23 protein-coding genes are annotated in these 26664 nt (G+C 68.3%); 15 read left to right on the forward strand and 8 right to left on the reverse strand.

The genetic code is table 11. From position 1 onward, the window contains the following. Nucleotides 1-13 precede the first annotated feature (13 nt). Nucleotides 14-385, reverse strand: a complete 372-nt coding sequence (locus ACOQPQ_RS06640; protein ID WP_420638656.1) for a VOC family protein — start codon at nt 383-385, stop codon at nt 14-16. Nucleotides 386-488: 103 nt separating this feature from the next. On the opposite strand from ACOQPQ_RS06640, the gene ACOQPQ_RS06645 reads away from it, so the two are divergent. From ACOQPQ_RS06645 to ACOQPQ_RS06660, 4 genes are read left to right on the forward strand one after another with little or no spacing between them, the layout of a single operon-like run. Next, nucleotides 489-1490, forward strand: a complete 1002-nt coding sequence (locus ACOQPQ_RS06645) for a zinc-dependent alcohol dehydrogenase (RefSeq protein WP_420638657.1) — start codon at nt 489-491, stop codon at nt 1488-1490. A gap of 30 nt (nt 1491-1520) precedes the next feature. Further along, nucleotides 1521-2759: a M24 family metallopeptidase gene (locus ACOQPQ_RS06650; RefSeq protein WP_420638658.1), complete on the forward strand. Its 1239-nt coding sequence runs from the start codon at nt 1521-1523 to the stop codon at nt 2757-2759. Then, nucleotides 2756-4336, forward strand: coding sequence for a PEP-utilizing enzyme (locus ACOQPQ_RS06655; RefSeq protein ID WP_420638659.1), 1581 nt, complete (start codon nt 2756-2758; stop codon nt 4334-4336). The genes ACOQPQ_RS06650 and ACOQPQ_RS06655 overlap by 4 nt, the downstream gene beginning before the upstream one ends. A 5-nt stretch (nt 4337-4341) precedes the next feature. Further along, nucleotides 4342-5205 (forward strand): NAD(P)-dependent oxidoreductase, encoded by an 864-nt coding sequence (locus ACOQPQ_RS06660; RefSeq protein WP_420638660.1) that lies wholly within the window; start codon nt 4342-4344, stop codon nt 5203-5205. Between the two features lie 32 nt (nt 5206-5237). Here ACOQPQ_RS06660 and ACOQPQ_RS06665 read toward each other — a convergent pair whose 3' ends face one another. After that, nucleotides 5238-7319 (reverse strand): acetate--CoA ligase family protein, encoded by a 2082-nt coding sequence (locus ACOQPQ_RS06665; protein WP_420638661.1) that lies wholly within the window; start codon nt 7317-7319, stop codon nt 5238-5240. A gap of 81 nt (nt 7320-7400) precedes the next feature. Here ACOQPQ_RS06665 and ACOQPQ_RS06670 point away from each other — a divergent pair, with 81 nt between their 5' ends. Beyond that, nucleotides 7401-7919 (forward strand): DUF7700 domain-containing protein, encoded by a 519-nt coding sequence (locus tag ACOQPQ_RS06670; protein ID WP_420638662.1) that lies wholly within the window; start codon nt 7401-7403, stop codon nt 7917-7919. 67 nt (nt 7920-7986) lie between these two features. Here the strand turns inward: ACOQPQ_RS06670 and ACOQPQ_RS06675 are convergent, their stop codons facing one another. Further along, nucleotides 7987-8802, reverse strand: coding sequence for a coniferyl-alcohol dehydrogenase (locus ACOQPQ_RS06675; protein WP_420638663.1), 816 nt, complete (start codon nt 8800-8802; stop codon nt 7987-7989). A gap of 112 nt (nt 8803-8914) precedes the next feature. Between ACOQPQ_RS06675 and ACOQPQ_RS06680 the strand changes: the two genes are divergently transcribed. From ACOQPQ_RS06680 to ACOQPQ_RS06695, 4 genes are all read left to right on the forward strand, one after another. Further along, nucleotides 8915-10201, forward strand: a complete 1287-nt coding sequence (locus ACOQPQ_RS06680; RefSeq protein ID WP_420638664.1) for an amidohydrolase family protein — start codon at nt 8915-8917, stop codon at nt 10199-10201. Between the two features lie 110 nt (nt 10202-10311). After that, on the forward strand, nt 10312-10821 hold the full coding sequence (locus tag ACOQPQ_RS06685; protein ID WP_420638665.1) for a protein-tyrosine phosphatase family protein: 510 nt from the start codon (nt 10312-10314) through the stop codon (nt 10819-10821). A gap of 108 nt (nt 10822-10929) precedes the next feature. Then, a complete protein-coding gene (locus ACOQPQ_RS06690) occupies nt 10930-11961 on the forward strand; it encodes a zinc-binding dehydrogenase (RefSeq protein ID WP_420638666.1) in 1032 nt (343 codons plus the stop codon). A gap of 138 nt (nt 11962-12099) precedes the next feature. After that, on the forward strand, nt 12100-13404 hold the full coding sequence (locus tag ACOQPQ_RS06695) for an acyl-CoA dehydrogenase family protein (protein WP_420638667.1): 1305 nt from the start codon (nt 12100-12102) through the stop codon (nt 13402-13404). 15 nt (nt 13405-13419) lie between these two features. On the opposite strand, the gene ACOQPQ_RS06700 is transcribed toward ACOQPQ_RS06695, so the two are convergent. Both ACOQPQ_RS06700 and ACOQPQ_RS06705 read right to left on the reverse strand, forming a co-directional pair. Next, nucleotides 13420-14697: a DUF222 domain-containing protein gene (locus tag ACOQPQ_RS06700; protein ID WP_420638668.1), complete on the reverse strand. Its 1278-nt coding sequence runs from the start codon at nt 14695-14697 to the stop codon at nt 13420-13422. 120 nt (nt 14698-14817) lie between these two features. Then, on the reverse strand, nt 14818-15783 hold the full coding sequence (locus ACOQPQ_RS06705; protein ID WP_420638669.1) for a hypothetical protein: 966 nt from the start codon (nt 15781-15783) through the stop codon (nt 14818-14820). A 161-nt stretch (nt 15784-15944) separates the two neighbouring features. Here ACOQPQ_RS06705 and yihA point away from each other — a divergent pair, with 161 nt between their 5' ends. Further along, nucleotides 15945-16541, forward strand: coding sequence for a ribosome biogenesis GTP-binding protein YihA/YsxC (gene yihA / locus ACOQPQ_RS06710; RefSeq protein WP_420638670.1), 597 nt, complete (start codon nt 15945-15947; stop codon nt 16539-16541). Here yihA and ACOQPQ_RS06715 read toward each other — a convergent pair. The 3 genes from ACOQPQ_RS06715 to ACOQPQ_RS06725 are packed head-to-tail and all read right to left on the reverse strand — an operon-like array spanning nt 16531 to nt 18531. After that, nucleotides 16531-17154: an HAD-IA family hydrolase gene (locus ACOQPQ_RS06715; protein WP_420638671.1), complete on the reverse strand. Its 624-nt coding sequence runs from the start codon at nt 17152-17154 to the stop codon at nt 16531-16533. The two genes, yihA and ACOQPQ_RS06715, sit on opposite strands and share 11 nt — an antisense overlap. A gap of 11 nt (nt 17155-17165) precedes the next feature. Next, nucleotides 17166-17342, reverse strand: coding sequence for a hypothetical protein (locus ACOQPQ_RS06720; protein WP_420638672.1), 177 nt, complete (start codon nt 17340-17342; stop codon nt 17166-17168). Further along, on the reverse strand, nt 17320-18531 hold the full coding sequence (locus ACOQPQ_RS06725) for an alpha-hydroxy acid oxidase (protein WP_420638673.1): 1212 nt from the start codon (nt 18529-18531) through the stop codon (nt 17320-17322). Before ACOQPQ_RS06725 ends, ACOQPQ_RS06720 begins: the two co-directional genes overlap by 23 nt. Nucleotides 18532-18768: 237 nt before the next feature. Between ACOQPQ_RS06725 and valS the strand changes: the two genes are divergently transcribed. The 5 genes from valS (at nt 18769) to ACOQPQ_RS06750 (ending at nt 26659) form a co-directional block, all read left to right on the forward strand. Then, nucleotides 18769-21309 carry a valine--tRNA ligase gene (gene valS, locus ACOQPQ_RS06730; RefSeq protein WP_420638674.1) on the forward strand — a complete coding sequence of 847 codons (2541 nt, stop codon included), beginning with the start codon at nt 18769-18771 and terminating at the stop codon, nt 21307-21309. A gap of 72 nt (nt 21310-21381) precedes the next feature. After that, entirely contained in the window at nt 21382-22116 is a 735-nt protein-coding gene (gene modA / locus ACOQPQ_RS06735) for a molybdate ABC transporter substrate-binding protein (RefSeq protein ID WP_420638675.1), read from the forward strand. Then, the gene (locus ACOQPQ_RS06740; RefSeq protein ID WP_420638676.1) at nt 22113-22967 is read left to right on the forward strand and encodes an ABC transporter permease; all 855 of its coding nucleotides are present in this window, start codon (nt 22113-22115) and stop codon (nt 22965-22967) included. Before modA ends, ACOQPQ_RS06740 begins: the two co-directional genes overlap by 4 nt. A 13-nt stretch (nt 22968-22980) precedes the next feature. Then, nucleotides 22981-24021 carry a sulfate/molybdate ABC transporter ATP-binding protein gene (locus tag ACOQPQ_RS06745; protein ID WP_420638677.1) on the forward strand — a complete coding sequence of 347 codons (1041 nt, stop codon included), beginning with the start codon at nt 22981-22983 and terminating at the stop codon, nt 24019-24021. 235 nt (nt 24022-24256) lie between these two features. Then, nucleotides 24257-26659 carry a ribonucleoside-diphosphate reductase subunit alpha gene (locus ACOQPQ_RS06750; protein WP_420638678.1) on the forward strand — a complete coding sequence of 801 codons (2403 nt, stop codon included), beginning with the start codon at nt 24257-24259 and terminating at the stop codon, nt 26657-26659. Nucleotides 26660-26664 lie beyond the last annotated feature (5 nt).

The raw sequence follows: 26664 nt of genomic DNA on the forward strand, positions 1-26664 counted from the left end.
GCAAGTTGTCCGGTCAGTAGACGATCATTTCGATCATGTTGCCCCAGGGGTCATGGAAAAACACCTGGCGCAGAGCGGCTGGTGAATCCGGGAGTTCCCACGTCGTCACTCCGTGAGCAGCGAGCCGCTCCATCATCGCCTCGATGTCGTCCACTCGAAAGGCCAAGTGGCTCTCATTGGCCCGGAGCGGCGCGTCAGCTCCTCTCAGGGTGCCGCCGGTAGTCAGATGCACAGGGAAGCCGCCCGCGTTGAACCATGCACCCGGAAAACCGAAGTCCGGCCTGGGAATCCGGGACAGGCCGAGCACGTCACCGTAGAAGGTCACCGCTTCATCGATGTCGCCGACGCACACCGATCCATGGTCGAGTTGGGTGAGTTGCGCCATGAGGTCCCTCGGCACCTCCTCTCAGCACCTTGGTCGGTCAGGGTGGACGGCCAAAATACTAGCCCCGACCAGGCATGCGTGGTCGCAGGACTACCCTATGGCCATGCGCGCCGCGCAACTCACGGAACCTGGGGTTGTGGAGATTGTTGACGTACCCATGCCGGATGCCGGTAGCGCGGCCATCGTTCGCATGCAGACCCTTGGCCTGTGCGGGACCGACGTGAGCATCGTGGCCGGAAAGATCCCCGTCGAGATACCCAGGGTCATGGGCCACGAGGGCGTCGGCGTCATCGAGCTGAGTGGCCCCTCCGCGGCTTTCGAAGTCGGCCAGCGTGTCCTGATAAATCCAGGTTTCTTCTGCGAGCACTGCCACCTCTGTGGACGCGGCTGCGAAAACCTCTGCCCCGAAGGTGGCCTTCTCGGTCGCGACCTGGACGGCCTCTTCACGGAGTACACCGCCACACCCGAACGGCAATTGCTCGCGATCCCCGATCACGTCCCCTCAGATGCAGCCGGTGTGATCCAAGTCTTGGGCACGTGCGTCCACGCCGTCGGCCAGGCACCGGTTTCGCCGGGTGACACCGCCGTGGTCATCGGCCTTGGCGTGTCCGGCCAGCTCATTACGCAGCTCCTGGTCGCCCAAGGGGCTCACGTTGTGGGTGTCACTCGGTCCGAGTGGAAGAGGGAACTGGCACTCCAGCAGGGCGCGGTGGCTGCGACCACTCCGGAGCGGGCCGCAGCGTTGGTGGAGGACCTCACCGAGGGCAGGGGGCCGGAGACCGTGTTTGAAGCCGTGGGCACGGTGCCGACATTTGCCTTGGCCATCGAGTTGGCCGGCTCGGCCGCGACCGTGGTGTTCTTCGGCACCGCCGCCGGATCAGGGGGCGGGTTGCCCTACTACCAGCTCTACTACAAGGAACTCACGCTGCGGAACCCCCGAGGTGCCACGACCGCCGACTATGAGCGCGCCATCGCCCTGGTTGCTGATGGCACCATCAACGGGGCTCCGCTCATCTCGTGGCGATACGGTCTGGACGAGATCAACCAGGCCATTGCCGCGACAAAGGAACCATCAACCCTGAAGATATTGATGGAATTGGAATAGGTTGACGGAATTGGATGAGAAGGAGCAACCATGAAGGAAGCATTCGGCGTTCTGGCCACGGACTGGCGCGAAGGAATCAACTGGCAAGAGGTGCGCCAGTGGCGGCTGCGAAGGGCGCGGGAGGCAATGCGTCGCCATGGGCTCGGGGCCATGCTGTTGATGTACGACGAGAACATCCGGTACGTGACCTCCACCATGACCCCCGGTTGGAACCAACTCAAGCCCGGCTTGCGCTATGCCGTGCTCACCGAGGGCAAGGAGCCGATCCTCTATGAGCAGGGCGACATCGGCTACCACATTCGGGAGCACTCACCCTGGATCCCGAAGGAGAACGTCCGCTACTCCTACGCGTGGATCAAGGGAGCCGCCGGACCGGCTTCCACTGCACAGGTCGACAAGTTCACCAATGCCCTGATGAACGACCTGGAGGATGCCGGGGTCACCGACCAGCCATTGGGCGTGGACTTCATGGACCTCAACATGATCCGCGCCTTCGAGGAGCGGGGCATCAACTGGGTCGACGGCATGACCCCCATGATGGAGGCCCGTGCCATCAAGAGCCCCAATGAGCAAAAGGCCCTGCAAATGGTGGGCTCCATCTGCGACGTGACCCACTATGAGCTGTCGCAGTGGCTGAAGCCGGGCATTACCGAGAACGAGGTCACTGCGTTCACCATGGAGTACCTCTACAACATCCCTGGAATGGAGAACGTCGAGGACGTCATCGTCTCTTCGGGTCCGAATGCGTGGCCCAACTGGCGCAACCACGGGGACCGGATCATCCGGCCGGGCGACATCGTGATCATCGACCTTGCCGCGCTCACCTGGAACGGCTTCAAGTCCTGCGTCTATCGCACCTATTGCGTGGGCGGGGAACCCACCGACGAACATCAGCGCTACTACGACCTGGCCTCCAAGTGGCTCTGGGACTCGATCGAACAGGTCCGACCGGGGGTGACCACCGCCGACATCGCCGCTGTGTGGCCGTCGGCCAAGGAGATCTGGGGCTACGAGGAAGAAGACGAGGCCGCCGCCAACCTGTGGGGCCACGGTCTCGGGCTGGCTCAGTACGACCAGCCGGTGATCTCGAGGATCTGGTCGCTCGATCACCCTCAGGAGATTCAGCCTGGAATGGTCTTCGCCCTGGAGACTCAGCACGGCAAGCTCCACGAATTCGGGGTCCGACTTGAAGAGATGCTGGTGGTCAACGACACCGGCATCGAGATGCTCTCCACTTTCAAGAGCCACGAGATCATCCGCGCCGGATGACGGCAGACCGCTACCGAGTCCGCTCTCTCAACGACCCGGAGGCGGTTGACGTCACCACCAGTGGAGCCAAGGCCGCGGGCTTGGCTCGCGCCCGCGCCTGCGGATTTCCGGTGCTCGACGGCTTCGTGCTGCCCCCGGCTTGCTCCGAGGAAGCACTCGGCCGGGCTCTGGCAGTACTTGAGTCCCGCGGTACCGGCGGGGCGAGAATGTCCATCATCAGGCACCCGTTGCCCGAGTCGCTGAACAAGCAGATTGAGTCGCATGCCGCCGCACTTCAACCTCCCTTCATCGTTCGATCCTCGAGCGTGTTGGAAGGCAGCGGCGAGTGGTCAGGCGCGTTCACCTCCGTGCCCGAGGTCCAGGTCGGCGAGATCGGTCGGGCCGCCAAGAGCGTCTGGGCCACCTGCTTCTCCATGGAAGTTCTGGAGCGATTCGAGGCGGCCGAGCTGGCGCCCGGAAGCGCACCCATGGGTGTTCTGGTCCAACCGGAAATCCAGCCCGAATTCGGTGGAGCGGCTCTTGTGGATGCCGACGGTGGGGTGACCGTCGATGCGGTGAAGGGCTCGCCCCGGGACTTGATGGCGGGCTGGGTGCCCGGGGTCCGGGCGACCTACGAACAGGGGGCCCTGCTCGGTGACGAGTGCGTCGCCCTTATGGGAGATGACCACACACGTGCCATCGCGAAGATGGCTCTCCAAGTAGAGGAAGTACTCAATTGCAATCTGATCGAGTGGGCCATCGTCCAGGGCATACCGCTTCTCTTGCAAGTCCAACGGTCAGCCGACCAGAAGACCGAAGAACCCATGGTGGTGCCCGCAGCGCTCGCCCACCCGTTTGCCCTTGAGTTTGTCCGGCTCGCCCACCGCTTCCCCGGCGAGATGGGAGATGAGCTGGTTCTGGGCTGGATTTCAGCCGCCCCCCGCGACCTCGCCGCGTCGGCGTACACTCCCTCCGGCGACCGTGATTCGGTACTTCGTAGAGCCCGTCAGATCGCAGCCAAACTGACGGCGCAGGCCTGGGGACAACCCGAGGACCAAGCGTTGAAGCAGGCCGAATTCGTGCTTCGGCGGATGCGCAGCGACCGTCCCAACGAGTCGATTGATGCCCTGCGGGAACTAAAGCCCGTGGATCCGGTGCTCGGCGGGAGGCTCCTGGGTATGGTCGAGTTTCTCATGGCCACCGACGCTGCCCCGCCACGACGGGGGATGGGTCGCTGGGAGCCGGTCCTCGCCGGAGTGCTGGCCCTGCAGGGTGACGCCTATGAGGGCGAACCCGGCGTCGGTGGCGTGGGTTCGGGGCGAATGGTGTGGATTGACAGCTCCAAACAGACCGGACATGTGCGCCCCCGCGACATCATTGTCACCCAGTATCCCCTTCAGAACTTCTCTCCCCTGCTGTGGGATGCCGCTGGGATTGTGACGGTCGGAGGTGCATCCACCGCGCACCTGTTGGAGGTCGCTCGTTCACTGACGGTGCCGGCGGTGATCAACTGCCCAATCGCTGAAGCAGTCAAGTCCGGCCCCCACTTGGGAATGCTCGACGGTGGCGCCGGCCGCGTGGCTGTGGTGAAGGGCTGACCACGATGGCGGGCAGAGCCCCCGTGGGCATTATCGGTCTGGGAGTCATGGGAACAGCCATGTCACGCCACCTCATCGGAGGAGGCCACGAAGTAGTCGGGTTCGACATTGATCCCGTTCGCCGGCGAGAGTTTGCCGGTTCAGTTGCTGAATCAACAGCAGATGTGGCCCGCCGGACCGAGATGGTGCTGCTCTTGCTCCCGTCATCAGACGCCCTGGCCCAGGTGGTGGCCGACTTGGCCCACTGGGCCGCGCCGGGGACGGTCGTGGTGGAGATGGGAACCCTCCCTTTGGCCGACAAGAACACGGCCCACAGCCTCTTGGCTGCGAGCCGGGTCGATCTCCTCGACGCCCCGGTCAGCGGCACCGGGATCCAGGCCGCAGATGCAACTCTGGTGGTGTATTCGAGTGGGAAAGAGGATGCTCACAATCGGGCGGTGCCGATCTTTGACTTGATCGGCAAGCAAACCTTCTACCTCGGTTCTTTCGGAAATGGTTCCCGGATGAAGTTCGTGGCCAACTTGCTGGTGGCAGTGCATACCCTGGCCGCGGCGGAGGCCCACGAACTGGGCCAATCGTGTGGCCTTGAAGCCGACCTGGTTCAAGAGGTGATCGCGGCGGGTGTCGGTACGTCGGCCATGTTCGAGATTCGCGGCCCGATGATGGCCGCCGGAAACTACGACCCGCCTGCCGCCCGCCTAGCCATCATTCTGAAGGACGCGGGCATCATCGCCGACCACGCCCGCAATGTCGGTGCTCCCACCACCTTGCTCAACGCCGCCATTCCCCTTTACCAGGCCGCCGTGGAGGCCGGCCTCGGCGATCTCGATGCCGCGGCCTTACGTCAATACCTAGCCGACTTCGGCTAGCAGCGTGTCTCAATGGATGGCCCGGGTGGTGGTCAGTCGGCGGGCACCAGCAGGTGGTCGACGACGACGGCGCCTTGGCCTTGGTCGAGGACGACGACGGGATTGAGGTCGAGCTCGGCCAGTCGGTCGTCCAGGGCGGTGGCCAGGGTGGCGGTGGCCATGACCACTTGAATCAGCGCGTCCACGTCGGCGGGAGGGCGGCCCCGGGCGCCGTCCAGCAGGGGGAAGCCCTGCAGCGATCGGATCATCTCGGCGGCGTCGGCCTCGTCCAGCGGCAGGGGGCGTACCGCGGTGTCGGCCAGGATCTCGGCGAACACCCCGCCGGTGCCCACCATCACCGCCGGGCCGAGCGTGGGGTCGCGGGTCACGCCCACGATCATCTCGGTGCCGCCGGTCACCATTTGCTGCACCTCCACACCGTCGATGGCCGCCTCGGGCGCCGCCGCCCGGGCCCGGTCCAGCACCACCTGCGCCGCCTGCTCCACCCCGTCGGGAGAGTCCACCCCCAGCACCACCAATCCGGCGTCGGACTTGTGGGGGAAATCGGCCGAGGCGATCTTGACCGCCACCGGCAGGCCGATCCCGGCGGCCACCCGACGGGCCTCGGCGGGGGTGGCAACCACTTCGGCGGCGGCCAGGGGCAGCCCGAATGCCCGCAGCACCGCCGCCGCATCGGGGGGAGAAGCACCCAGGGCCTCGGCGACTCCGGCCGGCAGGGCGTCGGGCAACCGGGCGCGCCTCCGGAAATCCACCCGGCGACGCTGGTACCGGTGATAGGCGGCCAGGGCACCGAAGCACCCCCGAAACGACCGGAACAGGGGCACGCCGGACGCCACCAGCCGCTCGAAGCCGGGCTCGTCCACCTTGAGGGAGTTCCAGGTGGCGATGATCGGCTTGGGCAGCTCGTCGGCCAACACGGCGATGTCCTCGCCCAACAGATCGGTCATGGGCGACACCGCCCCGGTCACCCCCACCACCGTGTAGCCCACCGCCGGGTCATCGCTGATGTGGCGCAGGACCTGGCGGCGGATGTCCGCCGGGTGGGTGGTGATGAACGTGCCCCCGTTGTCCACCGGGTTGGAAACGGTCAGGTAGGCGGGCACGTGCTCGTGCAACTTCGCCTGGGTCTCCGGGGCCAACCGGGGTACGGACACCCCGGCCAACTCGGCCGACTCGGCCATGAGCGCGCTGGAACCCCCCGAAATGGAGTACAGCCCGGCCCCTTCGGCCACACCGGGGCCCAGCTTGGCGAACAGGGCGGCCGTCTCCAGCAACTCGTCGAGGTCGCGCACCCGCACCACCCCGTACTGCTCGAACAGGCCGTCGATCACCGCATCCGACCCGGTGAGATGACCGGTGTGCGACGAGGCCATGCGCGACCCGGCGTCGGTCGAGCCCATCTTCAACAGCACCACCGGCTTGCCCTCGGCGTTGGCGGCCACCAGCGCGGTCCGCAGCTTGTCGGCCGAGCGGAACCCCTCGATGTAGCCGGCGATCACCGCGGTGTCGTCGTCGTAGGCGAAGTACTCGATGAAGTCGCTCACCTCCAGGTCCACCTCGTTGCCGCACGGCACTTGGCGGCTGAACCCGATGCCGACGTGTACCCCTTGGATGATGGGGCGACCGTTGTGGCCCGACTGGGTGACCACCCCGATCTTGCCGCCCCGCAATCCGGGCACCGCCGGTACCGGCTCGAAAGCGTTGGTGTTGGTGTTGGGGCCGACGATGCGCACGCCGTGGCGGCGCCCCACCTCCCCCAGTTCGGCCTCCAGCGCCGCCCCCTCGGGGCCGACCTCGCTGAAACCCGAGGAGAACACCACGGCGTAACCGATGCCCACCGCCCCGCACTCCTCGATCACCGGCGCACAGGCCACCGCCGGGGTCCGGAGCACCGCCAGGGTGATGGCCGCGGGCACCTCAGCCACCGACTCGTACACCGGCACCGACCCGATCGACCCGCCCTTGGGGCTGACCACGTGCCAGTTGTCGGCCCCCCATCGGGCGTCCATGGCCGCGCGCAGCGTGTCCTCGGTCTGGGTGCGGTCGACCCCGCCGATCAGAGCCACGCCTCGGGGATGGAAGAACTCCTCCAGATCAACTCGACGTTGGGCCATGAAGCCCCGATGGTAGTGAGCCACGGGCGTGGGCCCCGCAACGGGGGTCACCGCTGCAGGTGGCGGGCTACGCTGGCCACCATGGAGATCGGCCACGTCTACGAAATGCCCCCCATGCGGCCCGACGATGCCCACACCACCTACTTCCCCGCCGGGGTGATCAAGATCGGGGTGGAGTTTCGAGACCTCACCCCCGAGGCCCTGGTGGAGTACTACGGGGGCGACGAGGACTACGTGGAGGAACTACGCCGCACGGCGCCGCTGGGCATCGAGGATCGGGGCGTCTCCCTGCACGTGTTCGACGCCGACGGCCACTGGGAGTACCTGCGCTTCGACCTCTTCGAGGACGCCCCCCACTACCACTACAACCACCTGGGCGGCGGACGCAACCACATCATCCCCTTCGACGAGACCGCCCACGGCCCCATCGCCGACTGGGCGGTGGCCAAGATCCGCAGCGGCGAACTGGCCCCCATGCTGGCCCAAGCCGGTGGGGCCGAATTGGCCGCCCGGCTCGATCCTAAAGCCTTGGCCACGGCCGCCGACGACGTGGCCGCCCACGCCGCCGATCTCCAGGCCCGACTGGCCGCCTCGGCGTAGCAGCCGGACTCAGCCGGCGCCCGGTATCGGCCAGCCGCCTCGGCGTAGTGGCGACTCGGTTGGCCGTCTAGCCGGCCAACTCCCCGAAATCGACTTGCCCGGTGATCATCGAGCCCTGGAAGCCGTTGTCGATGTTCACGTTCACGCCGGACACGAACGACGCCGCGTCCGACCCCAGGTAGGCCAGCAGCTTGGCCACCTCGGCGGCGGTCACGTAGCGACCCCCGGAGTGGGAGGCCGTCCAGTCGATCATCTGCTCGCCCATGGTCTTCTTGAAGTCGGGCAGAAGCGGGGTGTCGATGGGCGCCGGGCAGGCGCTGGCGATGCGCACGCCGTTGGACAACATGCCCTTGGCCGCCTGCATGGTGAAAATCTGCACGCACTCCTTGGAGAACATGTAGCCGTCGGCCACCACCTCGGGGTGCTCCTCCACCCAGGCCACCGCCTTGTCCCAGTCGTCGATGGACAACAATTCGGTGATCTCCGCCTGATGGGCCGGCCAGTTCATACCGGCGATGGAGGCGGTGTTCACCACCGCGCCCCCGGCGGGGATCTTGGGCAACAGGGCGTCAGTCAGGCGCATCAGCCCGAAGGTGTTCACCTTCATCACGTCGGCCGGGGAGAACGTGGCCGCGATCCCGGCGTTGTTGAACAACACGTGTACCGGGCCGTCGATGGCCGCGGCGGCCTCGTCCACGGCCACCGGGTCGCCCAGGTTGGCGGGGATGTAGCGGGTGATAGGTCCGGTGGGCTCCTTGATGTCCAGCGCGGTGATCGACGCCGCCCCCAGGTCGTCCAGCAACCCCACCAGGGCCTCGCCCACGCCGGAAAATGCGCCGGTGACCACCACGTTGCGGCCTTCGTAGCTCATCGGATTGGACATGGGGGCTCTCCTTGGGTGGCGGGCTCGGGCGACTGCCGGAGCCGGTTCGGCTGACGCATCCTACTTCGCCAACTATCGTGGAGGCCGCACCGACACACCACGGGAGGGCGACATGAACCTGAACGACATGATCCTGGTGAGCGTGGACGATCACCTGTGCGAACCCCCCGACATGTTCGACAACCATCTCCCGGCCAAGTGGCGCGACGAGGCCCCCCGGGTGATGCGCACCGAGACCGGCGACGACGTGTGGGCGTTCAACGGCGCGGTCATCCCCAACGTGGGCCTGAACGCGGTGGCGGGCCGCCCCAAGGAGGAGTACGGGGTGGAGCCCACCGCCTTCGACGAGATGCGCCCCGGCTGCTACGACGTCCACGCCCGCGTCAAGGACATGGACGCCGCCGGGGTGCTGGGCTCCATGTGCTTCCCGTCGTTCCCGGGCTTTGCCGGTCGCCTGTTCGCCAACCATCCCGACAAGGAGTTCGCCGCCGACCTGATCCGGGCCTACAACGACTGGCACATCCACGAATGGGCCGGGGCCTATCCGGGTCGGTTCATCCCCATGGCCCTACCCATGATCTGGAGCGCCGAGGAGTGCGCCGCCGAGGTGCGCCGGGTGGTCGACCTGGGCTGCCACTCCATGACCTTCACCGAGAACCCGGCCAAGCTGGGCGAGCCCAGCTTCCACAGCGACTACTGGAATCCGCTGTGGGAGGCGTTCAGCGACACCGGCACGGTGTGTTCCATCCACTTGGGATCGTCGGGTGAGATGGTGGTGACCGCGCCCGACGCCCCCATGGACGTGATGATCCAGCTCCAGCCCATGAACATCAGCCAGGCGGCCGCCGACCTGTTGTGGTCGTCCATCCCCCGCCGTTTCCCCGACCTGAAGATCGCCCTGTCGGAGGGCGGCACCGGGTGGATCCCCTACTTCATGGACCGGGCCGACCGCACCTACGACATGCACCACCTGTGGACCGGACAGGACTTCGACGACCTGCTGCCCAGCGAGGTGTTCCGGCGCAACTTCCTGACCTGCTTCATCAACGACCCGGTGGGCGTGGTGCTGCGCCACGAGATCGGCATCGACAACATCTGCTGGGAGATGGACTACCCCCACAGCGACTCCACCTGGCCGGATGCCCCCGAGAAACTGGCCGAGACGCTCACGGGGGTCCCCGACGACGAGGTCGACAAGATCACCCACCGCAACGCCATGGCCTGGTACCAATTCGACCCCTTCGCCCACCGGGATCGGGCCGACTGCACGGTGGGCGCCCTGCGGGCCTCCGCCGCCGACCACGACATCTCCATCCAGTCGATGGACCGGGGCCGCCACCAGGGCAAGAACCGCGACCTCGCCGGTTTCAGCGCCACCAACAAAGGCGTCAACCGCTGACCCAGCCCCCCGACAGCGTCGCCAATCGCTGGACTAGCCCCTCCGGGGGGTGGGGGGAGGTACCTGGCTGGGCTGCCGGCCGGAGATCGGTCGGCCGGTAGGGTTGCGGGGTGCAGGTGGGGTCGGCGAGATATCAGATGGCGGGGGGCATCCACCGCATTCCGGTGCCGGGTGCCCCCGGTCGACTCTTTGCCACCGCCTTCGCCGTGACCGGCCCCGATCCGGCGGCGGCCCTCGACGATGTTGGTGCCGGGGTCATGGTGTGCCTGCTAACCGAAACCGAAATCGCCATGCGTTACCCCGACTACCCAGCCTGGTTGGCCGACCCCGACCCCCACCAAGCCATCCACGTACCCATGATCGATCAGGGGGTCACCGGCGACGACACCTTCCGCCAACTCATCGGTACCGTCAACCGCCACCTCGACCAGGGCACCGGGGTGATGGTGCACTGCGGTGCCGGCTACGGCCGAGCCGGGATCGTGTGCATCTCCGTGCTCACCTCCCGGGGCATGGACCTGGAGGACGCGGTGACCGCCGTTCGAGCCGCCCGCCCCGCCGCCGGGCCACAGTCCGAATCCCAGCAAGCCCAGATCACCCGCATGGCGGTAACCGGCTAGCCCTACCGGAGCCGGAATTTCTCCGGGCGGCAACTCAGCGACGGTGGGCAATCGGCCGCAGTCCCGGTCCGGCGCCCGGACCGCGGCGCGCAACTATGCTCCTCAGCCGTGCGAGCATGGCGTGTTCATCAATTCGGCCGACCGTCGCAGGCGCTGCGACTGGACGACATCGAAGAGCCGGAGCCGGGACCGGGCCGGATACGGGTGGCCCCCACCCGAGCCGTGCTGAACTACAACGAGATCGACGGATGCCACGGGCGGTACCGCACCGTGAACCCGCCCATCCCCTACACCCTGGGCATGGAGGTGCTCGGTACGGTGGACGCCGTCGGCGAGGGGGCCGAGGAGTGGCTCGGCCGGCGGGTACACGCCACCGCCGAGTCCGCCTTCGGCGCCTACGCCGACAAGGTGATCGCCCAGCCCGACATGGCTTTCGACGCCCCCGAGGCGCTCGACGACACCGAGGCGGCCGCCTTCTTCTTCCCCTTCCACCTCGGGTGGCTGGGCCTGCACGAGCGGGGCGCCGTCCAGCCCGGCGAATGGGTGCTCGTCCACGCCGCCGCCGGCGGGGTGGGTTCGGCCGCCGTCCAGTTGGCCGTGGACGCCGGCGCCCGGGTCATCGGCACCGCGGGCAGCCCGGAGAAGTGCGACCTGGTGCGATCCCTCGGAGCGGAGGCCGCCGTGAACTACCGAGGCGGTGACTTTGCCACCGAGGTGCGCAACATCACCGGCGGCCGAGGCGTCGACCTGGTGTTCGACGGGGTGGGTGGTGCGGTCACCGAGGAATCGCTTCGGTGCATGAGGCGGGGGGCGCGGCTGATGGTCATCGGATTCGCCTCGGGCATCGAGGCCGAGGATTCCCCCGGCCTCAACCCGAGGCAGTTGTGCTACACGCAGGTGTCCATCGGCGGAGTGCTGCTGGCCTACAACAGCGATCCGTCGGTGTACGGGGGGATGGCCGGGTTCAACATCAACCCCCGGTCGCTCGGCGACGAGATTCACGCCGAGCTGATCCTGAGATTGGACGAAGGCCGCATCGCCCCGGTGGTGGGCGGCACCGTGGATTTCGGTGATCTCCCCGACGCACTGGACAAGATGGAGGACCGTCTGACCACCGGGCGGATCGTGGTCGTCTACTGATCCCGGACCTGAACCGAGTCCGGCCGGTGGCCCGGCGGTACGACGCCACCGGCACCCATGGGCCAAGATGGAGCCGTGGCCGAACTCGGATGTGCGGCATGGCACGTCGGCCACCGTTGACCGCCAAAGGGAGCGAACATGGCCTGGGATTTTGAGACCGAACCCGAGTTTCAGGAGCAACTGGACTGGACCCGGGCGTTCCTCGACGAGCACATCCTGCCGCTGGAGACCCTCGAGCTGCAGGTGACCGACGAGCAGTGGGCCACGCTCACCGCCCCGCTCAAGCAACAGGTCAAGGACCGGGGGCTGTGGGCCTGCCATCTCGACCCTGAGTTGGGGGGCCAGGGCTACGGCCAGGTGAAGCTGGCCCTCATGCACGAGATCCTTGGGCGGTCCACCATTGCCCCCGCCATCTTCGGCAACAACGCCCCCGATTCGGGCAACGCCGAACTCTTGGCCATCGGCGGCAACGAGGAGCAGAAGAAGCGGTGGATGGAGCCGCTGCTGGCCGGGGAGGTGCGGTCGGCCTACTCCATGACCGAGCCCGACACCGCCGGTTCCGACCCCAAGTTGTTGAAGACCAGCGCGGTGCGCGACGGCGACACCTGGGTGATCAACGGTCACAAGTGGTTCACCTCGGGGGGCTCGGCGGCCGATTTCCTCATCTCCATGGTGGTGACCAACCCCGATGTCCACCCCTACCAGGGATCGTCCATGTTCGTGGTGCCGACCGACACCCCCGGCCTGGAGATCGTGCGGGACGTACCCAACATGCACCACCCCTATCCGGGCAACTTCCGCCGCCAGCCCATGGGCCACTCCGAGGTGATCTACCGCGACGTGCGGGTGCCCGCCGAGAACCTGATCGGCAACCCCGGCGACGGGTTCGTGCTGGCCCAAAAGCGCCTCGGCCCCGGCCGCATCCACCACGCCATGCGCTGGATCGGCCAGTCGCAGCGGGCGCTCGACATGATGTGCGAGCGGGCCCTGTCCCGGTACGCCCACGGCAGCCTCTTGGCCGACAAGCAGATGGTGCAGGATTTCATCGCCGAGACCCGCATCGACATCGCCTCGGCCCGGCTGTTGTGCCTGCACGCCGCCTGGCACATGGACAAGCACGGCTCCTCGGCGTCGCGCACCGAGATCGCCATGATCAAGGTGTACGGCACCAAGATGCTCTACAACGCCATCGACCGGGCCATCCAGGTCCACGGGGCCCTGGGGTATTCCGCCGACATGCCCCTCGAGGAGATGTACCGCAACGCCAGATCGTCGCGATTGGTGGACGGGGCCGACGAGGTCCACAAGGTGACCATCACCCGCCACACGCTCAAGCAGTACGCCGCGGCCGACGGCTTCCCCTCCGAGCACATCCCCACCCGCCGAGCCGCCGCCTTCGAACGCTTCTCCGACCTACTCGACATCGAAGTCCTCAACAGCTAGCCGTCCTCGCAACGGTCAGGTTCGTTGGGGTGGGGTGGGGGGTTGTTGCCAGGGTGGTCGTAGGTAGGGTCGGCGGGTGTCGGGGTGGTGTTCGACGGTCCAGTTGCGGTGGTGGGTTTTGTGGTGGCAGTCGCCGCAGACGAGGACGAGGTTGTCGGGTTGGGTGGGGCCGCCGTGTTCCCAGTGGTGAATGTGGTGGGTGACGCACCATTCGGGTTCTTTGCCGCACCCGATGCATCCTTGGTCGCGGGCGATGAGGGTGGCGCGGAGCTGCGGGCTGGGGTGGCGTTGGCGGCCGAGTGACAGGCATTGGAGGTCGGTGTCGAAGATGCCGGTGAGCACTTCGGCGTCACAGGCCAGTCGGCGGAACTCCTCGGCCGGCAACCGGGTACCGTCGGACAACCGTGGCCTGCGGAGCTGTTGGTCCACGGTGTCGTAGTCGGCGACGATCACCACGCTGGCTGTTTGGGGTTGGTCACCGGTTTCACCGCCACCGGTGCGGGTCAATAGCTCGGCGATGGCGTCGGCGCGGCGGTGGCGGGCGTCCAATCGTTCTCTTCCGGTGTGTTGGTGCCAGGCCATGTCGGTCTTCTTGTTCAACACCGCCCGGATCCCCTGGGCGGTGACCGGGTCGAACAACGCGTACAACCTCCACATCCCGTCGTCCTGCTCACAAAACGTCGCCAAACGCGCCTTCTGCTGGCGGGCCAGCCGCTTCTTTCCGTCAACATCACCGGCGAGTTCGTCCTGATGGTCGCGCACCGTGCGCCGCAACTCCTCCGGAGTCTGCGTCTCCGCCGCCCTCACCATCAACTCTTCATCCAACGGGCCGGCCTTGGCCGCCCCACCCAAAATACGGGCATGCTCCGAAGTGATCCTGCTCTGCGACAAAGCCTCCCGGGCGGCCGGCACCTCGCTGAGCTGCTCCGCGTCGCGCATGACCCGATGCGCCTTCTGCCCCGAATGACGCAACCCCTTCCGTATCGCCTGCGCCGTGTCATACGACCCGCACCGCCGCTGCTTCTCCGCCACCGCCTCAGCCAAGAACCCCTCCAACCGACTCAGAGCCCGACCCAACAACCCCAACCTCGCATCCAACCCCGCATCATCCAACCCACCCACATCCACCACACCCACCCAAACCCCGGCCTCCCCACCAGCAGCCGCGGCGGCAACGCCGACATCCGCCGCCACATCGCCCACAACCGTGCCACCGGCAGCCGCCGCGCCGCCGCCGACAGCCATGCCGCCACCGCCGCCGGCGTTTCCCCTGGTCACAACCCCAGAATCCATACCAACCACCCTACCGACACCAGTGACAACATCCCCCCAAACCGGATCGCTGAAGGCCCCGCCGAACCGAGAACTGGGACAGACAGAGGGTTCGTCAGATGCTGTGGACGACCGGCCAGCTCATGTCCCCACATCGTGGGACCGCAGGGCTGCTTCGGTCGCCTCGGCGAGCCGGACCAGATAGCGGTGGGTCTCCATGAGCAACAGCCCTGCACCATGTTCTGAGAAGGCATGCTCCAAGCTTGTGGACGACTCACCCCGTGGGTGAACCCCATAGTTGCGGAGATCACGCAAGTACGCCGCATGGACCTCAAGTTCCCGCCTCGCTGAAGGGGTGACACTCTTGGTGGCCTTGAGTTGCTCGGCCACCCCGCTGATCACTTTGAAGGTGTCCCTTCTGACCAGAGCATTGGCGATCGAGGAAGACAATGACCGGAGTTGCTCCCCTGCGGCATACCAGGCCCCCTCGCTCACGGCGCCCAACAAGTTGACAGCCGAGAGGTACAACCCCCTTCGGTAGGCCGAGAGTGCCTCCTGAAGGCATCGCAGAGTTCGCCGGTCCAAGCCGAGCGCTTCCAGATCGGCAGTGAAGACGTCCACGTCGAGCAGACCAACCTCATCCAGACCCTCTCGGCGCGCCAGCCCGTACCGTTCAGCCAGAGCCGGCCCGAACTTCAGAGCCGGAAAGTCAATAGGATCACTGCCACGACTGACCTTCACCTCGAAGTCGGGGCTGTCAGCGCCCTCGATTTCTTCAAGTTCATCCAGTGCGCCTGCATGGGCAAGCTCCGCCATCGCCGAACGAGCAGCACGCAGCATTCGGATGCGAGCGATGACCGGGTCACTGTGATCCGGACGCCAATCCGGATTATCTGGCCACGGCATCTGAATTGCCTGCCTTGGGTGGGGTGGTGGCACATTCCGGGGTAATTTCTCGGATTCCAGCACTTCGGTCTGAAGGTCGCGGAAAGTCTTCGGGCCAGAGTCCACCGCCTTCAAGATCACCCTCTTTGCCCTCGCCACCTCGACCGCAGAGGGCGTGAGGCACTCGTCGAACTGGGCTTTGCGTTCCTCATCGAGTCCCACGGCACGACGGTACCCCACCACCCCGCCGAGCCGCCGCCCTCGAACGCTTCTCCGACCTACTCGACATCGAAGTCCTCAACAGCTAGCCGTCCTCGCGACGGTCAAGTTCGTCGGTGTGGGGTGGGGGGTTGTTGCCAGGGGGTGGCGAGTAGCCTCGGGGGATGTCCAAGCCGCTGACGCTGAGTTTTCTGCGGTCGGCGAGCGACGCCGGGCAGTTGCCCGAGTCCCGCTGCGAGGTGGGGTTGGTGGGGCGGTCCAACGTGGGCAAGTCGTCTTTGCTCAACGCGGTGGCCAACCGCAAGGGGCTGGCCCGCACGTCCAAGGCGCCGGGGGCCACCCGCCTGATCAACGTCTTCGAACTCGACGGCGAGCCCGGACGCTGGGTGGTCGACCTGCCCGGCTACGGCTTCGCCAAGGCCCCCAAGGCACAGCGGGCCGGGTGGCAGGCCATGATGGACGGCTACCTGATCGACCGGCCCACGCTGGTACAGGTGCTGCTGTTGATCGACGGTCTGGTCGGCCCCACGCCGCTCGACGTCCAAACCGCCGAGTGGCTGACCCACCACGAAGTGGCCTTGCGGGTCGTGGCCACCAAGGCCGACAAGGTGAAGTCCTCCCGCCGCTCGGCCCGCCGCAACGAACTGGCCCGCGGCCTCGGCGTGGCCCCCGGCGACGTCCTGTGGACCAGCGCGGCCAAGGGCCAAGGCATCCCCGAACTCCGCGCCGAGTTGGCCGCCACCCTCCGCCTCAACCCCTGAGCGAGAACCCCACCGCTGCCTCCAGCTCGGTCAGGGCATCGTCGGGATCGACCACCTTGATGGTGGTCATCCCCATGGCTCGGGCCGGCTTGAGATTCACCCCCAGGTCGTCGAGGAACACGCAGGCCGACGGCTCCACCCCCAGCGTCTCGCAGGCCATGGTGTAGAAGGCCGGTTCCGGCTTGCGCACCCCGACCACGGCCGACTCGACCACCACGTCGAACCAGCCCAACACCTCGGCGAGTTCCGGCGAGCGCTCCGAAGACGCCATCGGGGCATGGTTGTTGGTCAACAGCGCCGTCTTCAACCGCCGCGAGCAGCGCCGCACCGCCTCCGCCATGGCCGGACGCAGCTCCCCGCTCAGGCCGTCCAGCACGGCCATGCCGTCCACCCGATACCCCATCGCCGCCGCCTCGGCCTCGAACGCCTCGGCGAACTCCTGGTGCCCGATCTCCCCCCGCTCCATACGCGCCCACGCGTTGGTGTCGGGATCGGTCGCATTGATCTGCCGGATCAACCCCTCCGGCAACCCGTTGGCCCGCTCATAGGCCGCAAACCCCTCCCACGGACCCTCCACGATCACCCCGCCCATGTCGAACAACACCGCCTCCACCACCCCCGACCCTATCCAGGTCTTCGCAGCGAATCCGGCTCTTCCTCGAAGGCGGTGATGATCTCTTCTGGGGTTGGGTCGAAGTCGGGGGCGATCCACACTTGACCGGCCAGGCGGCCGGGTCGGCGGGGTGGGCGTGCCTCCCGGGTGGGGGTGGGGGGATGGTCAGCTTCTTCGGCGGACGGCATCGGGGGTGAGGGTAGCGGCTGCGGGGACGCCGACCAGGGCGAGGGTGCGGTGGAGGTCTTCGGTGAACTGACCGAGCAGGTGGTCCACGCCGTGCTCGCCGGCGGCGGCCAGGGCGTAGAGGTAGGAGCGTCCGAACATCACCGCGGTGGCCCCCAGGGCCAGGGCGGTCACGATGTGGCTGCCCCGACGGATGCCCCCGTCGCAGATCACGTCCAGCTCACCGCCCACCGTGTCGGCCACCGGGGCCACCAAATCCAGGATGGGGGGCGCCCCGTCGAGCTGGCGTCCCCCGTGGTTGGAGAGGATCACCCCGTCCACCCCCTGTTCGGCGGCCAACCGGGCGTCGGCCACCGACTGCACCCCCTTGAGCACCAACTTGCCGTCCCACCGCTCCCGCAGCCAGTCCAAGTCGGCCCACGACAGCGACTGGTTGAACTGGTTGTGGGCGAAATCGGCCAGTCCCAACGCCGAGCTGCCGTCGTAGCCCGCCACCCCGGTCAGGTTGGCAAACGTGATGGGCTCGGACCGCAACAGCGACCACGTCCACCCCGGCCGGCGCAGCCCGTCGAACACGGTGTCGGGGCCCAAAGTAGGAGGCAGGGTGAATCCCCGGCGCACGTCCCGCTCGCGGCGGCCGAACACCGGCGTGTCCACCGCCACCAGCAGGGCCTCGTAATCGCAGTCCGCCGCCCGCTGGAGCCATTCGGCCACCAAACCCCGGTCCCGCCAGAAGTAGAGCTGGAACCACAGAGCCCCGTCGCTCACCTGGCGGATCTCCTCGATGGACCGGGTGCTGAGCGTGGACAAGCTGTAGGCGATGCCCCGCCGGGCCGCCGCCCGGGCCACGGCCAGCTCCCCGTCGGGGCACACGATGCGGGTGAAGCCGGTGGGCGACAGCGCCATCGGCAGCGGGTGACGCCGGCCCAGCAGCTCCACCGAGGTGTCCAGTGCCGACACGTCCCGCAGCACCCGGGGCACGAACTCCCACTGGTCGTAGGCCTCGGCATTGCGACCCATGGTCAACTCGCCCTCGGCGGCCCCGTCGATGTAGTCGAACACCCCGGCGGGCAGCCGGGAACGGGCCAGCTCCCGCAAGTCGGCCACCGAGGCCGCCCGGCTCAGCCGCCGCTTGGCCCGGTCGGGCTCGAACCGCCGGAACCGCACCACCGACCTCAGCGTTCGCACCATGCCCATCAACCCTGCATTGAACTACATCCCACCGCCCGGCCCAATCCCGCCGCCCCGCCCCTGCCGTGACCACAACCCTCCAACCGGCCCAACGCCGGAGGACAACCGCAACGTCACCACCCGCCCCTGCCGTGACCACAACCCTGCAGCCGGCCCAACGCCGGAGGACAACCAGAGAACAGACAACCGGAGAACAACTGCCACCGGCTGGTGGTGCCCAAGTACGATGACCGGGCGATGACCGCCCGCCCCATCCCCGAGAAGCCCACCCTCGAGGGCCTCGAAACCAAGTGGGACCAAATCTGGGAAGCCGACGGCACCTACCGCTTCGACCGGAGCGCCGACCGCAGCCAGGTCTATTCCATCGACACCCCGCCCCCCACGGTGAGCGGCTCGCTGCACGTGGGCCACATGTTCAGCTACACCCACTGCGACACCTTGGCCCGCTACCACCGCATGCAGGGCAAGCAGGTGTACTACCCCATGGGCTGGGACGACAACGGCCTGCCCACCGAACGCCGGGTGCAGAACTACTTCGGCGTGCGCTGCGATCCCTCTCTCCCCTACGACCCCGACTTCCGTCCCCCCGACGATCCCCCCAAGGACCAACTTCCCATCTCCCGGCGCAACTTCGTTGAGCTGTGCGAGCAGCTCACCGCCACCGACGAGCAGGCCTTCGAGGAGCTGTGGCGCCGCCTGGGCCTGTCCATCGACTGGTCGCTCACCTACGCCACCATCGACGAGCGCAGCCGACGGGCCTCCCAGCGGGCCTTCCTGCGCAACCTGGCCCGCGGCGAGGCCTACCAGAGCGAGGCCCCCAGCCTGTGGGACGTCACCTTCCGCACCGCGGTGGCCCAAGCCGAGCTGGAGGACCGCGAGCGGCCCGGCGCCTACCACCGGCTGGCCTTCCGGCGCTCCGACGGCAGCGATCTCTTGATCGACACCACCCGCCCCGAACTGCTGGCCGCCTGCGTGGCCGTGGTGGCCCACCCCGACGACACCCGCTATCAGCCCCTGTTCGGCCAGACCATCACCACCCCCCTGTTCAAGGCCACCGTGCCCATGGTGGCCCACGAGCTGGCCGACCCCGAAAAGGGCACCGGGGCGGCCATGATCTGCACCTTCGGCGACACCACCGACGTGACCTGGTGGCGGGAACTCGACCTGCCGGTGCGGGCCATCATCGACCGGGGTGGCCGCCTGGTGGCCGACGCCCCCGACGGCATCGACCCGGCCCCCTACGCCGAGATCGCCGGGCGCACCGTCAACGGCGCCCAGCAGCGGGTGGTGGAGCTGCTGGCCGAGTCGGGCGAGCTGATCGGCGAGCCCCGGGCCATCACCCACCCGGTGAAGTTCTTCGAGAAGGGCCAGCGCCCGCTGGAGATCGTCACCTCCCGCCAGTGGTACATCCGCAACGGCGGCCGCGACCAACAGCTCCGTGACGCCCTGGTGCAGCGGGGTCGGGAACTCAACTGGGTTCCCGAACACATGCGGGTGCGCTACGAGAACTGGGTGGGCGGGTTGAACGGCGACTGGCTCATCAGCCGCCAACGCTTCTTCGGCGTGCCCTTCCCCCTCTGGTACCCCGTCGACGCCCACGGCGAGATCGACTACGACCACCCCATCGCCGCCTCCGAGGACACCCTCCCGGTGGACCCCTCCTCCGACGTGCCCCCCGGCTACCGCTCCGACCAGCGGGACCAACCCGGCGGGTTCACCGCCGATCCCGACGTGATGGACACCTGGGCCACCTCCTCGCTGTCCCCCCAGATCGCCTGCTACTGGGAGGACGACCCCGAGCTGTTCGCCCGCACCTTCCCCATGGACCTGCGGCCCCAGGCCCACGAGATCATCCGCACCTGGCTGTTCGCCACCGTCACCCGGGCCCACTTCGAGCACGGGGGCCTGCCGTGGTCCACCGCAGCCATTTCCGGTTGGGTGCTCGACCCCGACCGCAAGAAGATGTCCAAGTCCAAGGGCAACGTGGTCACCCCCATGGGCACCCTGGAAGCCTTCGGCGCCGACGCCCTCCGCTACTGGGCGGCGTCGGGTCGACCGGGCACCGACACCGCCTTCGAGGAGAGCCAGATGAAGGTGGGCCGCCGTCTGGCGGTGAAGATCCTCAACGCCAGCCGGTTCGTGCTCGGCCATCAGCCCGCCGACGGGGCCCGGCCCACCGAGACCCTCGACCGGGCCCTGCTCGCCCACCTGGCCACCCTGGTGGACGACGCCACCGCCGCCTTCGACCGGGGCGACTACGCCCGGGCGCTGGAGCTGGCCGAGGCGTCGTTCTGGTCGTTCACCGACGACTACCTGGAGCTGGTGAAGAACCGGGCCTATGGCACTCGGGGGGGACCGGCGGGCGAGTCGGGACGGGCCACCCTGGAGACGGCCCTCACCGTCTACCTGAAGCTGTTCGCCCCGTTCCTGCCCTACGTGACCGAGGAAGTGTGGTCGTGGTGGCAGCCGGGCTCCATCCACCGCTCGTCGTGGCCCGGTGCCGCCGAGTTGGCGGCCGCTGCCGGTGACGTGAACCCCCAGGTGGGCGCGGTGGCCGCCGACACCCTGCGGGAGATTCGCCGCATCAAGAGCGACGCCAAGGTGCGCCTGTCGATCCCCGTCACCACCGCCACCATCACCGACACCGCCGAGCGACTGGCCGTGTTGGCCCTGGTGGCCGACGATGTGGCCGACGCCGGCCGCTGCCGGGAGCTGCTCACCGCCGAGGGCCCTGAACTCTCGGTGACCGCGGAGCTGGAAACCGAGACCGCCGCCTGACATGGGCACAGCGGGCCTCGGGATCCTCGCCGGCCAGAGGTCCCACGGAGGCCACCACCGGGGCCCCCCGACATGAAAGGGGCGGCCCTCGGGGTGCTCACAGGGGTTCTGGCCGGGTTCTGCGTAGCCTGCGGGGCCGAGGATGACACCATGGTGACCGTGTACGCCGCGGCATCGTTGTCGGAGGCCTTCGAGGAACTGGCCCAGCAGTTCGAGGCCACCCACCCCGAGGTGGACGTGCGGCTCAGCTTTGCCGGCAGCGCCCGCTTGGCCGCCCAGATCACCGCCGGGGCCCGGGCCGACGTGTTCGCCTCGGCCGACACCGTCACCATGGATCGGGTGGTACACGCCGGGCGCACCGCCGACCACCCGTTGGTGTTCGCCCGCAACCGGCTGGCCCTGGCCGTTCCGGCCCACAACCCCGCCGACGTGTCCGGGTTGGCCGATCTGACCGACGACTCGCTGGTGGTGGCGGTGTGTGCCCCCGAGGTGCCCTGCGGCGCCCTGGCCGAAGCGGTATTGGACGACGCCGGGCTGGCGGTCGACGCCGACACCGAGGAGACCAGCGTGCGGGCGGTGCTCACCAAGGTGGCCCTGGGCGAGGCCGACGCCGGGCTGGTGTACGCCACCGACATCGCCGCCGGGGGCAACCGGGTGGCCGAAGTGTCCCTCGGCCCCTCCGGATTCCGCACCGACTATCCGATCGCCCCCGTCAGCGACCAGTCCCGAGCCGCCGACTTCGTGGATTTCGTGACCGGCCCCGCCGGCGCGGACATCCTCCGGCGCCACGGGTTCGAGACCCCATGACCCCACCCCCGCCCGCACCCGAGCCCGGCCACCGACCCCCGGTGGTGGTGCTGGTGGTGGCCGCCGCCGCCGTCGGCCTGCTGGGCCTGCCCCTGGTGGGCCTGCTCCAGCGCACCCCTTGGTCGTCGCTCGGCACCACCCTGGGGGAGGCCGCCACCCTGGAGGCCCTGCGGGTGTCGGTGGTGGTGTCGCTGGTGGCCACCGCGGTGTCGGTGCTCCTGGGGCTCCCCTTGGCCTGGGTGCTGGCCCGGCGGTCGTTTCGGGGCCGGGCCCTGGTGCGGGCCGCGGTGCTGTTGCCCATGGTGCTGCCCCCCGTGGTGGGCGGCATCGCCCTGTTCTTCGCCCTGGGCCGCCGCGGGCTGCTGGGCCGCGCCCTCCACAACGCCTTCGGGGTGGAGACCCTCATCGGCACCACCACCGGCGCGGTCATCGCCGCCGCCTTCGTGTCGATGCCCTTCTTCGTGATCACCGCCGAGGCCGGATTTCGCCAACTCGACCCCCGGCTGGAATCGGCGGCGGCCACCCTGGGCGCCGGCCGCTGGACGGTGCTGCGCCGCATCACCCTGCCGCTGCTGCTGCCGTCGCTGGCCGCGGGCGCCACCTTGAGCTGGGCCCGGGCCCTGGGCGAATTCGGGGCCACCATCACGTTTGCCGGGAACCACCCCGGCCGCACCCGCACCCTGCCCCTGGCCATCGCCCAGGCCAACGAGGCGGGCCAACCCGAGGCGGCCATGGCCATGTCGGTGTTGCTCATCGGCGTCTCGCTGGTGGTGCTGGTGGGCCTGCGCCACCGCTGGATCCCGTCTCGGCCCCCCCGAGCCGATACCGAGCCCCAGGCGGAATCCCCATGAGCGAGATGTCCCCATGAGCGTGCGGGCCCAGGTGTACGCCCCCATGGGAGACGTGACCGTGGACGTCGAGGTGGAGGTGGCGGGGGGAGGTTGCACCGCGGTGATGGGTCCCAACGGGGCGGGCAAGACCACCCTCATCCACGTGCTGGCCGGGCTGATCCCCGTGCAGCGGGGCCGGGTGGTGCTGGCCGATCAGGTGGTCGAGGACTCCGACCTCGGCATCCGGCTGCCTCCCGAGCGCCGTCCCATCGCCCTGCACAGCCAGCACAACCTGCTGTTTCCCCACCTGAGCGTGGTCGACAACGTGGCCTTCGGCCTCCGATGTGCGGGACTGGCCACCGGCCCGGCCCGCACAAGGGCCGCCGAGTGGCTCGACAAGGTGGGGCTGGCCCATCTGGCCGCCGAGCGGCCCGATCGACTGTCCGGCGGGCAGGCCCAGCGGGTGGGGCTGGTGCGGGCCGCCGCCTGTCGACCCGACGTGTTGCTGCTCGACGAATCGCTGGCCGCCCTCGACGCGGAGAGCCGCACCCACGTGCGCAAGCTGCTGGCCGACCTGGACGGCACCCGGCTGCTGGTCACCCACGATCCGGTGGAGGCCCGGGTGTTGGCCGACCAGCTCGTGATCATGCAACACGGACGGGTCACCCAGACCGGCGCCCCCGCGGCGGTGGCCGCCGACCCCCGCACCCCCTGGACCGCCGGGCTCATGGACGTGAACCTGCTCACCGGGCACTCCTCGGGCACCGACGTGGCCCTGGACTGCGGGCTCACCCTGATCACCGCCACCTCGCTGACCGGACCCGTGCTGGTCACCTTCTCCCCCGCGGCCATCACCTTGTCGGCCTCCGAGCCCCACACCAGCGCCCGCAACACCTGGGAGGCCGAGGTCACCCGCGTCCAGCCCGAGAGCGACCGGGTCCGGGTGTTCCTGGGCGCCCCGGCGCCCGCCCACGCCTGGGTCACGCCCCAAGCGGCCGCCGAACTGGGGCTGGCCGCCGGCGCCCGGTGCTGGGCCGCCCTCAAGGCCACCGAGCTGACCGTCCGGCCCGCCTGACCGACGCCCCACCGACCTCTGACCACCGGCCGGCCGTCAAGTGGTCGCGGCGCCTTCCCAACCCCCTGGCGCGCGCCGGGCGGCGCGCGCCCTGGGGCCCTTCGCGCGCCCTGCGGACCAACCCCGGGCCGCGAACCCGCAGGTCACGGGGTCGCGCCCAAGGTGTGGTTGATGGAACTTCCCCGATGTAACTACACTTTTGCAACTTCGACTCGACCGCATCCAAGGGGGGCTGATGACACTCATCCAGGAGCCACTGGCCGCAGTGGACAGCCATGAGACACAAGCCAACGGACTGGGCGCCCCCGACACCGGCATGCGGGTGCGCAAGCGCAGCGGCGAGCTGGAACCGGTGGACGTCAACAAGATCGTCAACGCGGTGGCCCGCTGCGCCGAGGGCCTGGTGGGGGTGGACCCCATGCGGGTGGCCACCCGCACCATCTCCGCGCTGGCCGATGGCGCCACCACCCGGGAGCTGGACGAGCTGTCCATCCGCACCGCCGCCGGGCTGATCGTCACCGAGCCCAACTACTCCAAGCTGGCCGCCCGCCTGCTGTCCACCTGCATCGACAAGGAGGTCCGCAACCAGAACATCCCCTGGTTCACCGAGTCGATCAAGGCCGGGCACACCCTGGGGTTGATCAGCGACGAGACGGTGGCCTTCACCGAGCGCTTCGCCCCCGAATTGAACGCCTCCATCAGCTCGCTGCGCGACCGCAACTTCGAGTTCTTCGGCCTGCGCACGGTGTACGACCGGTACCTATTGCGCCATCCCGACACCCGGCTGGTGATCGAGACCCCCCAGTACTTCTTCCTGCGGGTGGCCTGCGGGCTGGCCGCCGACGCCGACGAGGCCATCGCCTTCTACGACCTGATGAGCTCGCTGGCCTACCTGCCCTCCAGCCCCACCCTGTTCAACTCGGGCACCGCCCACCCGCAGATGTCGTCGTGCTATCTGCTCGACTCCCCGGAGGACAGCCTGGAGGGCATCTACCAGCGCTACACCGACATCGCCCGGCTGTCCAAGTTCGCGGGCGGCATCGGCGTGGCCTGGCACCGGGTCCGGTCCAAGGGGTCGCTCATCCGGGGCACCAACGGTCTGTCCAACGGCATCGTGCCCTGGCTCAAGACGCTGGACAGCTCGGTGGCCGCCGTCAACCAGGGCGGCAAGCGCAAGGGGGCCGCCTGCGTGTACCTGGAGAGCTGGCACGCCGACATCGAGGACTTCCTGGAGCTGAAGGAGAACACCGGCGACCACTCCCGCCGGGCCCACAACCTGAACCTGGCCAACTGGGTGCCCGACCTGTTCATGGAGCGGGTGGAGAACGACTGGCAGTGGTCGCTGTTCGACCCCAAGAAGGTGCCCCACTTCACCGATCTGTACGGCGACGACTTCCGGACCGCCTACCTGCAGGCCGAAGAGGACGGTCTCTACGAACGCCAGCTCCCCGCCCGCCAGCTCTACAGCCGCATGATGCGGTCGCTGGCGCAGACCGGCAACGGCTGGATGACGTTCAAGGACTCCTCCAACCAGCGGTGCAACCAGACCGGCAAGTCGGGCCGAACGGTCCACCTCTCCAACCTGTGTACCGAGATCATCGAGGTCACCAGCGCCGACGAGACCGCGGTGTGCAACCTGGGCTCGGTCAACCTGGGGGCCTTCGTGAGCCCCGACGCCGCCGGCTTCGACTTCGAGCGGCTGGGCCAGGTGGTTCGCTCCGTGGTGCCCTTCTTGGATCGGGTGATCGACATCAATTTCTACCCGACCACCGAGGCCGCCGATTCCAACGCCAAGTGGCGTCCGGTGGGCCTCGGCCTGATGGGCCTCCAGGACGTGTTCTTCCAGCTCGACCTGCCGTTCGACTCCCCCGAGGCCCGGCGCCTGTCGGCCGCCATCTCCGAGGAGATCTACTTCAACGCGCTGTGGGCCTCCACCGAACTGGCCGAAAAGCACGGCGCCCACCCGGCGTTCGACCAGACCCGAGCGGCCGACGGCCACCTCCAGTTCGATCTGTGGGGCACCGAGGCGGGCGACCCGGACCGGTGGCAGACCCTGCGGGAGCGCATCGACCAGCACGGTCTGCGCAACTCGCTCTTGATCGCCATCGCCCCCACCGCCACCATCGCCTCCATCGCCGGGTGCTACGAGTGCATCGAGCCCCAGGTGTCCAACCTGTTCAAGCGGGAGACCCTGTCCGGGGAGTTCCTCCAGATCAACCGCTACCTGGTCGGCGACCTCCAGCGGCTCGGCCTGTGGGACGAGCAGATGATCGCCGACGTCAAGCGGGCCGAGGGATCGGTGGCCGACATCGACCGGATCCCCGACGACCTCAAGGCCGTCTACCGCACCGCCTGGGAGATCCCCCAGCGGTCGCTGATCGACATGGCCGCCGACCGGGGGGCCTTCATCGACCAGTCGCAGTCGCTCAACCTGTTCATGGAATCCCCCACCATCGGCAAGCTCAGCTCCATGTACCTGCACGCCTGGAAGGCCGGGCTGAAGACCACCTACTACCTGCGGTCCCGCCCGGCCACCCGCATCAACCAGACCACCACGTCGGGCCCGGCCCCGGTGGCCGACGCCGAGGCGGTGGCCTGCTCCCTGGAGAACCCCGAGACCTGTGAGGCCTGCGACTGATGGCT

This window comes from Candidatus Poriferisocius sp., assembly GCF_965219775.1.
Taxonomy (GTDB): Bacteria; Actinomycetota; Acidimicrobiia; order Acidimicrobiales; family Bin134; genus Poriferisocius.

Excerpts from the sequence above, each read along its gene's own strand:
- ACOQPQ_RS06640 (WP_420638656.1), bottom strand. The coding sequence starts at position 385 with ATGGCGCAACTCACCCAACTCGACCATGGATCGGTGTGCGTCGGCGAC.
- ACOQPQ_RS06665 (WP_420638661.1), bottom strand. The coding sequence starts at position 7,319 with ATGGCCCAACGTCGAGTTGATCTGGAGGAGTTCTTCCATCCCCGAGGC.
- ACOQPQ_RS06725 (WP_420638673.1), bottom strand. The coding sequence starts at position 18,531 with ATGGTGCGAACGCTGAGGTCGGTGGTGCGGTTCCGGCGGTTCGAGCCC.
- modA (WP_420638675.1), top strand. The coding sequence starts at position 21,382 with ATGAAAGGGGCGGCCCTCGGGGTGCTCACAGGGGTTCTGGCCGGGTTC.
- ACOQPQ_RS06745 (WP_420638677.1), top strand. The coding sequence starts at position 22,981 with ATGAGCGTGCGGGCCCAGGTGTACGCCCCCATGGGAGACGTGACCGTG.
- ACOQPQ_RS06700 (WP_420638668.1), bottom strand. The coding sequence starts at position 14,697 with ATGGATTCTGGGGTTGTGACCAGGGGAAACGCCGGCGGCGGTGGCGGC.
- ACOQPQ_RS06650 (WP_420638658.1), top strand. The coding sequence starts at position 1,521 with ATGAAGGAAGCATTCGGCGTTCTGGCCACGGACTGGCGCGAAGGAATC.
- ACOQPQ_RS06750 (WP_420638678.1), top strand. The coding sequence starts at position 24,257 with ATGACACTCATCCAGGAGCCACTGGCCGCAGTGGACAGCCATGAGACA.
- ACOQPQ_RS06660 (WP_420638660.1), top strand. The coding sequence starts at position 4,342 with ATGGCGGGCAGAGCCCCCGTGGGCATTATCGGTCTGGGAGTCATGGGA.
- valS (WP_420638674.1), top strand. The coding sequence starts at position 18,769 with ATGACCGCCCGCCCCATCCCCGAGAAGCCCACCCTCGAGGGCCTCGAA.
- yihA (WP_420638670.1), top strand. The coding sequence starts at position 15,945 with ATGTCCAAGCCGCTGACGCTGAGTTTTCTGCGGTCGGCGAGCGACGCC.
- ACOQPQ_RS06655 (WP_420638659.1), top strand. The coding sequence starts at position 2,756 with ATGACGGCAGACCGCTACCGAGTCCGCTCTCTCAACGACCCGGAGGCG.
- ACOQPQ_RS06680 (WP_420638664.1), top strand. The coding sequence starts at position 8,915 with ATGAACCTGAACGACATGATCCTGGTGAGCGTGGACGATCACCTGTGC.
- ACOQPQ_RS06670 (WP_420638662.1), top strand. The coding sequence starts at position 7,401 with ATGGAGATCGGCCACGTCTACGAAATGCCCCCCATGCGGCCCGACGAT.
- ACOQPQ_RS06740 (WP_420638676.1), top strand. The coding sequence starts at position 22,113 with ATGACCCCACCCCCGCCCGCACCCGAGCCCGGCCACCGACCCCCGGTG.
- ACOQPQ_RS06645 (WP_420638657.1), top strand. The coding sequence starts at position 489 with ATGCGCGCCGCGCAACTCACGGAACCTGGGGTTGTGGAGATTGTTGAC.
- ACOQPQ_RS06695 (WP_420638667.1), top strand. The coding sequence starts at position 12,100 with ATGGCCTGGGATTTTGAGACCGAACCCGAGTTTCAGGAGCAACTGGAC.
- ACOQPQ_RS06675 (WP_420638663.1), bottom strand. The coding sequence starts at position 8,802 with ATGTCCAATCCGATGAGCTACGAAGGCCGCAACGTGGTGGTCACCGGC.
- ACOQPQ_RS06720 (WP_420638672.1), bottom strand. The coding sequence starts at position 17,342 with ATGCCGTCCGCCGAAGAAGCTGACCATCCCCCCACCCCCACCCGGGAG.